Source organism: Arhodomonas sp. KWT, from assembly GCF_010993615.1.
In genome coordinates this window covers 1-10,650 of the sequence record NZ_WNXE01000101.1, presented here as the reverse complement: position 1 = coordinate 10,650, position 10,650 = coordinate 1, and the positions used below count along the sequence as shown (strand labels likewise).

The following is a 10,650-nucleotide window of genomic DNA, read 5'->3' as shown; positions in this document are numbered from 1 at the left end:
GCCTTGCACAGCTCGGTCTTGCCCACGCCGGTGGGGCCGAGGAAGAGGAACGAGCCGTTGGGCCGGTTCGGGTCGGCGAGGCCGGCACGGGAGCGGCGTATCGCGTTGGACACGGCGCTGACCGCCTCCTGCTGGCCGATCACCCGCTCGCCGAGGGCTTCCTCCATGCGCAGGAGCTTGTCCTTCTCGCCCTCGAGCATCTTGGCCACGGGGATGCCGGTCCACTTCGAGACCACCTCGGCGATCTCCTCGTCGGTGACCTGGGTGCGTAGCAGCCGCATCTCCTGCATCTCCACCTGCGAGGCCATGTCGAGCTGGCGCTCGAGCTCCGGGATGCGCCCGTACTGCAGCTCGGACATGCGCCCGAGGTCGCCGGCGCGGCGCGCCGTCTCCAGGTCCAGGCGCGCCTGCTCCAGGGCCTCCTTGATGCTCTGGGTGCCCTCCACGGCGGCCTTCTCGGAGTTCCAGACCTCCTCGAGCTCGGCGTAGCGGCGCTCGACCTCCCCGAGCTCTTCGTCCAGCGCGGCCAGTCGCTTGCGCGACGCCTCGTCGGACTCCTTGTTCAGCGCCTCGCGCTCGATCTTGAGCTGGATGCGTCGGCGGTCGAGGCGGTCCATCTCCTCGGGCTTGGAGTCGATCTCGATGCGGATGCGGCTCGCGGCCTCGTCGACCAGGTCGATGGCCTTGTCCGGGAGGTGGCGGTCGGTGATGTAGCGCTGTGAGAGCGTGGCCGCGGCGACGATCGCCGGGTCGGTGATCTCCACGCCGTGGTGGACCTCGTAGCGCTCCTTGAGGCCACGGAGGATGGCGATGGTGTCCTCGACGCTGGGCTCGTCCACCAGCACCTTCTGGAAGCGGCGCTCGAGCGCGGCGTCCTTCTCGATGTTCTGGCGGTACTCGTCCAGCGTGGTGGCACCGATGCAGTGCAGCTCGCCGCGGGCCAGCGCGGGCTTGAGCATGTTGCCCGCGTCCATGGAGCCTTCCGCCTTGCCGGCGCCCACGATGGTGTGGATCTCGTCGATGAACAGGATGACCTGGCCTTCCTGCTTGGCGAGATCCTTGAGCACGGCCTTGAGCCGCTCCTCGAACTCGCCGCGGTACTTCGCGCCGGCCACCAGCGCGCCCATGTCCAGCGACAGCAGCCGCTTGTCGCGGAGCGCGTCCGGCACCTCGCCGTTGATGATCCGCTGGGCGAGGCCCTCGACGATCGCGGTCTTGCCCACGCCGGGCTCGCCGATCAGCACCGGGTTGTTCTTGGTCCGGCGCTGGAGCACCTGCACGGTGCGCCGGATCTCGTCGTCGCGGCCGATCACCGGGTCGACCTTGCCCTGCTCGGCGCGCTCGGTGAGGTCGATGGTGTACTTGTCCAGCGCCTGGCGCTGGTCCTCGGCGTTGGGGTCGGAGACATTCTCGCCGCCGCGCACCGCCTCGATGGCGCGCTCGATCGCCGAGCTCTCGGCCCCGGCGCGGCGCAGGATCTCGCCGGCGTTGGCGCGCTGGTCCTCGACCAGGGCGAGCACGAACAGCTCGCTGGAGATGTAGGCGTCCTTGCGCTTCTGCGCGAGCTTGTCGGTGACGTTGAGCAGCCGCCCCAGGTCCTTGGAGAGCTGTACGTCGCCGGCGGTGCCTTCCACCTGCGGCATGCGGTCGAGCGCCTCACCGAGCCGGGAGCGCAGGTAGTTGACGTTTACCCCGGCCTGCTGGAGGAGCTGGCGCATGCCGCCGCCCTCCTGGTCCAGCATGGCGATGAGCACGTGTTCGGGCTCGATGAACTGGTGGTCGCGGCCCACCGCGCGGGACTGTGCCTCCGCCAGGGCCGTCTGGAATTTGGTGGTCAGTCTGTCCATCTGCATATGGGCGACACCTCTGGAAGTCTCGATTCATCGTCTGAGGCCATAGATGGGGCAGGGCGCGCCGGATTGCAACGTTCCGGCGTATCCAGCGGCCGACCGCCGACCCCGTTGCTGTGCTATCGTCGCCGGCAATAACGATACGATTCCAAACGGCAGCCGGAGCCGCGTAGCCCGGGTCGTCGACATTGGGGGTGGTGCCGTCGTGGCGGTGAGAACGCTGGGCGACATGGTATCGCGTGGCGGGGCGTTGACCGTCGCGCCGGATGCAGGGCTGCCCGGGACGCTGGCCCGCATGCGGCGCGAGTCGACGGACGCCGTCGTCGTGATCGAGGACGGCCGGCCGGTGGGCATACTCACCGAGCGCGATGCGGTGCGGCTGGCCTATCGCGGCTGGCGTACCGCGGGTGTGAGCGTTGCCGGCGTGATGACGCGCCATCCGGTGACGGCGCCGGTGTCCATGGACTACCGCGAGGCCTATCGCCTGGTGGTGGACCGCCAGCTCCGTCACCTCGTGGTGGTCGACGCGGATGGCCGGCTTGCCGGCCTGGTCGGCGACGGCGAGTTCATGCAGCTGCTCGCCGGCGAGTTGTCTGCCGGCCTGTCCGCCGTCGCCGGCATCATGACCCACCGCGTGCATTCCCTGGGCGAGACCGCGACGGTGGCCGACGCCGTGGCGCTGATGGTTCACCACCAGGTGTCCTGCGTGGTGCTCGAGCGCGGCGCCCGGCCCGTCGGTATCTTCACCGAGCGGGACCTGGTGCGCATCGAGGCCGACGCCGCCGGGGCGGTGGAGGATGAGCCCCTAGTGCGCTTCGCCAGCATGCCGGTACACACCGTCGCTGCCGGGGCGAGCGTGGCCGTGGCCGTCGCGCGCATGGACGAGGCGGGCGTCCGGCGGCTGGTGGTGACCGGCGCCGACGGCGTCATCTCCGGTCTGGTGACACGTCACGACATCGTGCGCGAGCTCTACGGCCGGCACATCGACGACCTCCTGGATATCCTGTCCAGCCGCGAGGCGGAGGTGGGCGCGTTACGCGCCGAGCTGCAGGCGGAGCACGAACTGCATCGCAGCGAGGCGCTGCTGGCCGAGACCCAGCGCATCGCGGAAATCGGCAGCTGGTCCCGCGGGGAGCCCAGCCGCGGATACTGGTGGTCGTCGCAGGTCTTCCGGCTCCTCGCGCTGGACCCGGCGGAGACACCGGCCTCGCCGCGGGCGCTGCTCTCGCGGGTCCATCCGGATGACCGCGAGCGGGTGGCGGCGACCCCCGCGGGTGGCGGCGGGGCGCCGGACGAGGGGATGCTGAGCTACCGGCTGGTGCTGCCGGATGGACGGCTCCGCCACGTCCAGCAGCGCTGGCACCGGGCCGGGGGCTCGTGTGGCCGCGACGGCCAGGTTATCGGCACCATCCAGGACATGTCCGGCCTCCATGAGGCCGAGGCCCGGGCCTCGGCGGAGGCGGAGCGCTTCCGGCTGTTCTTCGAGCGCAACGCCTCGGTGATGCTCATCATCGACCCCGCGGGCGGCGGTATCATTGCCGCGAACCAGGCAGCGTGCGCGTTCTATGGCTATTCCCCGGGCGAGCTCGTCGGGATGCCCATCGGCGCCATCAACACACTGCCGCCGGCCGAGCTGAAACGCCAGATGGCCCGGGCGGTGGGGCAGAGCCGCAATCACTTCGAGTTCCGGCACCGCCTCGCCGACGGCGAGGAGCGGGACGTCGAGGTGTACTCGACGCCCGTGCGCGAGGACGATCGGGAGCTGCTGTTCACCATCGTCCACGATGTCACCGAGCGGCGGCGGGCCGAGGAACGGCTGGCACTGGACGCGAGCGTTTTCACGCACGCCCGCGAGGGCATCGCCATCACCGATGCGGACAACCGGATAGTCGACGTCAACGATGCCTTCACCCGGATTACCGGCTACTCCCGCGAGGAGGCCCTTGGCAACACCCCGGCCCTCCTCAAGTCGGGGCGGCAGCCGGATGCCTTCTATCGCACGATGTGGCGGAGCCTCAACGAGTCCGGTCACTGGAGTGGCGAGATCTGGAACCGGCGCCGTGACGGTGCGATCTACGCCGAGATGCTCACCATCAGCGTGGTGCGCGACGAGCACGGCCGGGTGTGCAATCACGTGGCGCTGTTCTCCGACATCACCGAGGAGAAGCGCCGCCAGCGCCAGCTCGAACACATCGCCCACTACGATGCCCTGACCGACCTGCCCAACCGGGTGCTGCTCGGCGACCGGCTCGCCCAGGCAATGGCGCGTGCCGACCGTGACGGCCACTCCCTGTCCCTGGTGTACCTGGACCTGGATGGTTTCAAGCGCGTCAACGAGAGCCACGGCCACGAGGTCGGCGACGCCGTGATCACCACCATCGCAGGCCGTCTCGGCCGTGCGCTGCGGGCCACGGACACACTGGCGCGCATCGGCGGCGACGAGTTCGTGGCCGTGCTCGCGGACATCGACCCGACGACGGACGACGAGGGCATGCTCGCCCGGCTCGCGGACGTGGCCTCGCGAGCGGTGGAGATCGACGGGCGCTCGATCAGCCTCACCGCAAGTCTCGGTGTGACCGGCTACCCCCAGGCGGAGTCGGTGGATGCCGAGCAGCTCCTGCGCCAGGCCGATCAGGCCATGTACCAGGCCAAGCTCGCGGGCCGCAATCGGGTCCATGTCTTCGACGTCGCCCGGGATCGGGACCTGCGCGGGTTCCACGAGGATGTGGCGCGCATGCGCCAGGCGTTGGCGGACGACGAGCTCACGGTGTTCTACCAGCCCAAGGTGAACATGCGTACCGGCGAGCTGGTCGGCGCGGAGGCGTTGGTGCGCTGGCACCACCCGGAGCAAGGCCTGCTCGGACCCGCCCGGTTCCTGCCGGCGATCGAGGGTCACCCGGTCTCGCTGGAGATCGGCGAGCGTGTCCTGCACCGGGCGCTCGCCCAGCTCGCGGCCTGGCAGGCGGAGGGGCTGACCCTGCCGCTGAGTGTGAACATCGGGGCGCTGCAACTCCAGCAGCCCGACTTCCCCGAACGCCTGCATCACATCCTCGCCGGGCACCCGGGCGTGGACCCCGGGCTGCTGAGGCTGGAGGTCCTGGAGACCAGCGCGCTCGAGGATATGGTCCACGTCACCCGGGTGATGCGCGAGTGTGCCCGCCTCGGGGTGTACTTCTCGCTGGACGACTTCGGCACTGGCTACGCCTCGCTGACCTACCTCAAGCGATTGCCCGTGGTCGAGCTCAAGATCGACCGGAGCTTCGTCGCCGACAGCCTGGAGGACGCGGAGGACTTCGCCATCGTCGAGGGCGTGATGGGGCTGGCGCGGGCATTCGGCCACGACGTGGTTGCCGAGGGTGTGGAGAACGAGGCCCAGGGCGAGCTGTTGCTCAAGCTCGGCTGCGAGCTGGCCCAGGGGTTCGCCATCGCCCGGCCGATGCCGCCGGAGGCGCTTCCGGCCTGGCGCCGCCGGTGGCGCCCGTATCCCCGCTGGAGCGGTCAGGAGACGGTCCCCCAGGAGATGCTGCCCCTGCACCTCGCCGGCATCGAGCACCGTTTGTGGATGCAGGCCCTGGAGGGCTTCCTCGACGGCTGCCGGGCGGTGCCGCCGGCAATGGATCACCGCGAGTGCCGTTTCGGCCAGTGGCTGGACCGGGAGCGGGTGCGCCGCGGCGCGGAGGCCGGGGCGCTGGACGAGCTCGACCGTCGGCACCGCCGGGTGCACCGCTTCGCCCGTGCGATGCTCACCGTTCACGAGCGCGGCGACAGCAGCCGCGCCCGGCAGGGGCTGTCCCGCCTGAAGGTGCTGGGCGACCGGTTGCTCGCGTGCCTGGGGGATCAGCTGCCCGCGCGCTCCGATCGCCCGTTGAGCCGTTCCCATGCCCAGGGCGGCGGTCCGTCGCCGTAGCACTCGCGCAGGAAATCGATGAACACGCGCACCTTGGCCGAGACGTTGTGCGTGTAGGGGTAGATGGCGTGGATGGCCATCCCCGGGGCCCGGTAATCGCAGAGCACCCGCTCGAGCCGGCCCTCGGCCACTGCCCGGTTGGCGATGAAATCCGGGGTGAGCACCAGCCCGGTGCCGGCGCAGGCCGCGTCTATCAGGATCTCGCCGTTGTTGGCCTGGAAGCGCCCGCGTACGGGGACCCGGTGGGTACGCCCGTCCGCTCCGGTCAGCCGCCATTCCCGGGTGTTGCGGGCGTAGGCATAGACCAGGCAGGCGTGCCCGGCCAGTGCCTCCGGCGTCTGCGGCCGGCCGTGGCGGGCCAGGTAGTCCGGTGACGCGCAGATCCAGCCCTCACAGGGGGCGATGCGGCGGGCGATGTGGCTGGAGTCCTGGAGCTCGGTGATCCGTATCGCCACGTCGAAGCCCTCGTTGACCAGGTCGACGAAGCGATCGTTGAGGACCACGTCCACCGACAGCTCCGGGTAACGGTCCAGGAAGGCGGGCAGTACGGCGGAGAGGTGCTGCAGGGCGAAGGAGACGGGTACATTGACCCGCAGCAGGCCGCGGGGCCGGGCCTGGAGGTCGCCCACCGCGCGTTCCGCCTCCCCCAGCTCCTCGAGGATGCGCAGGGCCCGGTCGCGGAACTGCGCCCCGGGCTCGGTGAGGTGCAGCCGTCGGGTCGTGCGGTTGAACAGCCGTACGCCCAGATGCTGCTCGAGTGCCTTGACCTGCTTGCTGATCACCGACTTGGAGACGTCCATGCGCTCCGCGGCGGCGGTGAAGCTGCCCTCCTCGGCAACGCCGACGAAGGCCTCGAGGGCGGCGAATCGGTCCATGGCAGGGCTCCGGCAAAGGTTATCGTTTACTTATAGGAAACAGTTTTTTCGGAATCAAGAAGATTGTCGCCTCAGGGTTTTCAGTTAGCCTGAGACCGTACTCAATAGCAGGGCGAAGGAGATTCCGATATGACACGCGTACTGGTCCTCTACTACAGCATGTATGGTCACATCGAGCAGATGGCGGATGCCGTCGCGGCAGGGGCGCGCGAGGTGCCCGGCGCCGAGGTCGTGGTCAAGCGGGTACCCGAGACCATGCCCGAGGAGGCGGCGCGCAATGCCGGCGCCAAGCTCGATCAGGCGGCCCCGGTGGCTTCCCCCGGCGAGCTCGCCGACTATGACGCGGTGATCCTCGGTACGCCGACCCGGTTCGGCAACATGGCCGGGCAGATGCGCAATTTCCTCGACCAGACCGGCGGGCTGTGGGCCAGCGGTGCACTGGCCGGCAAGGTGGGCAGCGTGTTCACCTCCACGGGTACCGGCGCCGGCAACGAGACCACCATCGTGAGTGCGTGGTTCACGATGGCCCATCACGGCATGGTGCTGGTCGGGCTGCCGTACGCGAAGGCCCCGGAGCTGTTCGACATCAGCGAGCCCCGCGGCGGCTCGCCCTACGGTGCGGGCACCATGGCCGGCGGTGACGGCTCGCGTCAGCCGACGGACAAGGAGCGCTCGCTCGCCCGCGCCCAGGGGCGCCACGTTACCGAGATCGCGGCGAAGCTCGCGGCCTAAGGCCACTGGTCCCCGCGGCACCGCCGCGGGGCGCGGACTGCCAGAGGAGGCGAACATGGGTCTGCTCATCGACGGTGTCTGGCACGATCGCTGGTATGACACCGACAGCACCGGCGGGCGCTTCGAGCGGCCGGAGACGGTGTTCCGCGACTGGGTCTCGCCGGAGCCCTCGGCGCGCTTCGCCGCGGAGCCCGGGCGCTATCACCTCTACGTCTCGCTGGCCTGCCCGTGGGCCCACCGCGTGCTGATCACGCGGCGCCTCAAGGGCCTGGAGGACGTCATCGGGGTGTCGGTGGTCCATCCGTACATGGGGGATCAGGGCTGGTCGTTCGGCGACTACCCGGGCGCCACCGGGGACCGCCTGCACGGCCTCGATCACCTGTACCAGCTCTATACCCGGGCGCGGCCGGACTACACCGGGCGGGTCACGGTGCCGACCCTGTGGGACACCCGCGAGGGCACCATCGTCAACAACGAGTCCGCCGACCTGGTGCGGATGCTCAACACCGCGTTCGACCGCTGGGGCCGGGACGACGTCGATCTGTATCCGGCTGACCATCGCGAGGCCATCGACGCCATCAACCCGTTCGTCTACGACCGGGTCAATAACGGTGTCTACAAGGCCGGCTTCGCCACCGCGCAGGCGGCCTACGAGGAGGCGGTCACGGCGCTGTTCGAGGCCCTGGACGAGCTCGAGGCACGGCTGGCCCGCCAGCCCTACCTCGCCGGCGACCGCCTGACCGAGGCGGACGTGCGGCTATTCACCACCCTGGTGCGTTTCGACCCGGTCTACGTCGGCCACTTCAAGTGCAACATCCGCCGGCTGGTGGATTATCCGAACCTGTGGGCCTACACCCGCGAGATCTACCAGGTGCCGGGGGTGGCGCCGACCGTGAGCCTCGATCACATCAAGCGCCACTATTACACCTCGCACCCGACGATCAATCCCACCGGCGTCATCCCCGTGGGCCCGGAGATCGACCTCGAGGCCCCGCACGGGCGGGGGGCGTGATATCGTGACGGGTTCAATCCACGATTGACGGGACCATGAGCGAACAGGCAGCCAGCAGCCCCGGTGCCGTGCACGTCAGTGCGGCCCGGCTTCCGACCCGGTGGGGGGAGTTCATCATCCACGGCTTCGAGGAGCCGGGGGGCGGGCGTGAGCACGTGGCCCTGGTCATGGGCGAGGTCGACGGCGCGGAGTCGGCGCTGGTGCGCGTGCACTCGGAGTGTCTCACCGGCGATGCCCTGTTCAGCCAGCGCTGCGACTGTGGCCCGCAGCTCGAGGAGGCCCTGCGGCGCATCGGCCGCGAGGGCCGCGGCGTGCTGGTCTACCTCCGCCAGGAGGGCCGGGGCATCGGGCTGCTGAACAAGATCCGGGCGTACGCCGTCCAGGACCGTGAGGGCGCGGACACGGTGGAGGCCAACGAGGCCCTGGGCTTCGCCGCCGACGCCCGCGACTACACCGTCGCCGCGGACATGCTCCGCTATCTCGGGGTGACGTCGGTGCGGCTGCTCACCAACAATCCCAGCAAGGTGAACGGGCTCGAGGGGGCGGGCGTCCACGTGGCCGAGCGCATCGCCCTGCAGGCCGGCCGCAATCCCCACAATCACGGCTACCTGGAAACCAAGGCCGCCAAGTTCGGCCACCTCTTCGACGACTGACCCGCGCGGCGTCCGCGGCGCGCCGGACGGGTGGCGCCCGGCGTGGGTGGCCGGCGTTGCCGCCTAACGGGGCACGCGGTAGCTGCTCTCGTCGAGCAGGTCGATTCCGCAGGGGAGGTTCTCGATCCAGTCCAGGAAGCGGTGGATCATCTCGCGGCCCTTGAACGGCCGGCCGTGCTGGGGCACCAGCCAGTCGATGTCCATCTGCCGGACCATGCGCGCCCACAGCCGGCAGGCGCGGTTAGCCACCATGTAGCGCTGGTGGAAGCCCTTCATCGTGGGGATGTGCGCCTCGAAGTCCTCGACCGGTTCGCCGGGGTGGTCCTCGACCAGCGAGGCGCCCATGTCGCCGGAGAACAGGATCCGCGCGGTGGTGTCGTAGAACTGGAAGTTGCCCACCGAGTGCAGGAAGTGCGCGGGCACGGCCTTGATCACGGAATCGCCCAGCGGGATCCTGCCGCCCTCGTCCTCCAGGCCGACGATGCGGTCGACGATGCGTGCGCTCTGGTAGCCGGGCACCAGGTGCGGCAGAAAGCGCGTCCACAGCTTCGAGCACACCACCTTGCAGTCCGTGTACATCAGCCAGCGGTCCAGCGAGGCGATGATGTCGGGATCCTGGTGGGACGCGAACACGTAGTCCATTTCCTTGAGACGGATCTGGCGGCCCAGGGTCACCGACAGCGGTGTGTAGGTGAGATCGCCGCCGGGGTCCACCAAGGCTGCGGCGTCCCCGTCCAGTATGAGGAACTGGTTGGACTGGATGCCGTGCTCGCCGGAAACCAGCGAGTCGAACGTATAGCAGGCATGGTGGCCGTCGTTGTAGAGTTCGATTGCCATCGTCGGTCCGGATCCTCCTGATGAGGCTTCGGCGAGGTATGGTGTCGGGCCGTAACCCCCATCGCAGAGGCTATCGCATACGGCCGGAGGGCTTTTGACACAGGTCAATCCGGTCGATTCCCCCACGAACCCCCCGTGTTGAGGAGGCGAGGAGTGACACGGCACATGCGCCCCTGGCTGATCGCCGTCCTGGTGCTCGTGGCACTGGCGGGCTGGATTGCCAGCGGCTATCTGGCCCGTGGCGGGGCCGAACCGGCCGCGGCGTCGTCGCCGGCGGAGAACGCACCGGCGGCGATGCGCGTGCAGGTCAGCGAGCAGCAGGCCCGGACCATCACGCGCTGGCTCGTCCTCCAGGGGCAGTCCCGGCCCGACCGCCGCGTGAGCGTGCGTGCGGAGACCGGCGGACGGGTTGCCGAGCCGCCGCTCACCAAGGGCCGTCCGGTAGCCGCAGGGGCGAGTATCGCCCGCATCGCCATGAACGACCGTCAGGCGCGCCTGGCCGAGGCCCGTGCGCTGGTGAGCCAGCGCGAGGCCGAGGCGGCCGCCGCCCGGCGTCTCGCCGACAGTGGCTACCAGTCCACCACCCAGCGCCAGGCGGCGGAGGCCGCGCTCGAGGCCGCCCGTGCCGAGCTGGCGTCGATACGCGAGGAGATCGCCAACACCGACGTGCGCGCCCCCTTCGACGGCATCCTCGAGTCCGTCACTGTGGAGGAGGGCGATTACCTCACCGCCGGCGGCGAGGTGGCGGAGGTCGTCGATCTCGACCCCCTGCGGGTAACGGTGT

8 protein-coding genes are annotated in these 10,650 nt (G+C 69.8%); 5 read left to right on the top strand and 3 right to left on the bottom strand.

Features of this window, described 5'->3' with window-relative positions; genetic code table 11:
• The coding region (locus tag G7A99_RS13230) for a Clp protease N-terminal domain-containing protein (RefSeq protein ID WP_163140861.1) at positions 1-1,853 on the bottom strand (1,853 nt) is incomplete at its 3' end.
• Positions 1,854-2,055: 202 nt separating this feature from the next.
• On the opposite strand from G7A99_RS13230, the gene G7A99_RS13225 reads away from it, so the two are divergent.
• On the top strand, positions 2,056-5,757 hold the full coding sequence (locus G7A99_RS13225; protein WP_163140858.1) for an EAL domain-containing protein: 3,702 nt from the start codon (positions 2,056-2,058) through the stop codon (positions 5,755-5,757).
• On the opposite strand, the gene G7A99_RS13220 is transcribed toward G7A99_RS13225, so the two are convergent.
• Positions 5,688-6,632, bottom strand: coding sequence for a LysR family transcriptional regulator (locus tag G7A99_RS13220; RefSeq protein ID WP_163140855.1), 945 nt, complete (start codon positions 6,630-6,632; stop codon positions 5,688-5,690). The two genes, G7A99_RS13225 and G7A99_RS13220, sit on opposite strands and share 70 nt — an antisense overlap.
• A gap of 129 nt (positions 6,633-6,761) precedes the next feature.
• Here G7A99_RS13220 and wrbA point away from each other — a divergent pair, with 129 nt between their 5' ends.
• Genes wrbA through ribA form a run of 3 tightly spaced genes read left to right on the top strand, consistent with a single transcriptional unit; the run spans position 6,762 to position 9,029 of the window.
• Positions 6,762-7,364 (top strand): NAD(P)H:quinone oxidoreductase, encoded by a 603-nt coding sequence (wrbA, locus tag G7A99_RS13215; RefSeq protein ID WP_163140852.1) that lies wholly within the window; start codon positions 6,762-6,764, stop codon positions 7,362-7,364.
• Positions 7,365-7,419: 55 nt separating this feature from the next.
• Entirely contained in the window at positions 7,420-8,376 is a 957-nt protein-coding gene (locus tag G7A99_RS13210) for a glutathione S-transferase family protein (protein WP_163140849.1), read from the top strand.
• 35 nt (positions 8,377-8,411) lie between these two features.
• A complete protein-coding gene (ribA, locus tag G7A99_RS13205; protein WP_163140846.1) occupies positions 8,412-9,029 on the top strand; it encodes a GTP cyclohydrolase II in 618 nt (205 codons plus the stop codon).
• A gap of 63 nt (positions 9,030-9,092) precedes the next feature.
• Here the strand turns inward: ribA and G7A99_RS13200 are convergent, their stop codons facing one another.
• Positions 9,093-9,866, bottom strand: a complete 774-nt coding sequence (locus G7A99_RS13200; RefSeq protein ID WP_163140843.1) for an MBL fold metallo-hydrolase — start codon at positions 9,864-9,866, stop codon at positions 9,093-9,095.
• Between the two features lie 153 nt (positions 9,867-10,019).
• On the opposite strand from G7A99_RS13200, the gene G7A99_RS13195 reads away from it, so the two are divergent.
• The coding region (locus G7A99_RS13195; protein ID WP_163140840.1) for an efflux RND transporter periplasmic adaptor subunit at positions 10,020-10,650 on the top strand (631 nt) is incomplete at its 3' end.

Excerpts from the sequence above, each read along its gene's own strand:
- G7A99_RS13220 (WP_163140855.1), bottom strand. The coding sequence starts at position 6,632 with ATGGACCGATTCGCCGCCCTCGAGGCCTTCGTCGGCGTTGCCGAGGAG.
- wrbA (WP_163140852.1), top strand. The coding sequence starts at position 6,762 with ATGACACGCGTACTGGTCCTCTACTACAGCATGTATGGTCACATCGAG.
- G7A99_RS13210 (WP_163140849.1), top strand. The coding sequence starts at position 7,420 with ATGGGTCTGCTCATCGACGGTGTCTGGCACGATCGCTGGTATGACACC.
- ribA (WP_163140846.1), top strand. The coding sequence starts at position 8,412 with ATGAGCGAACAGGCAGCCAGCAGCCCCGGTGCCGTGCACGTCAGTGCG.
- G7A99_RS13200 (WP_163140843.1), bottom strand. The coding sequence starts at position 9,866 with ATGGCAATCGAACTCTACAACGACGGCCACCATGCCTGCTATACGTTC.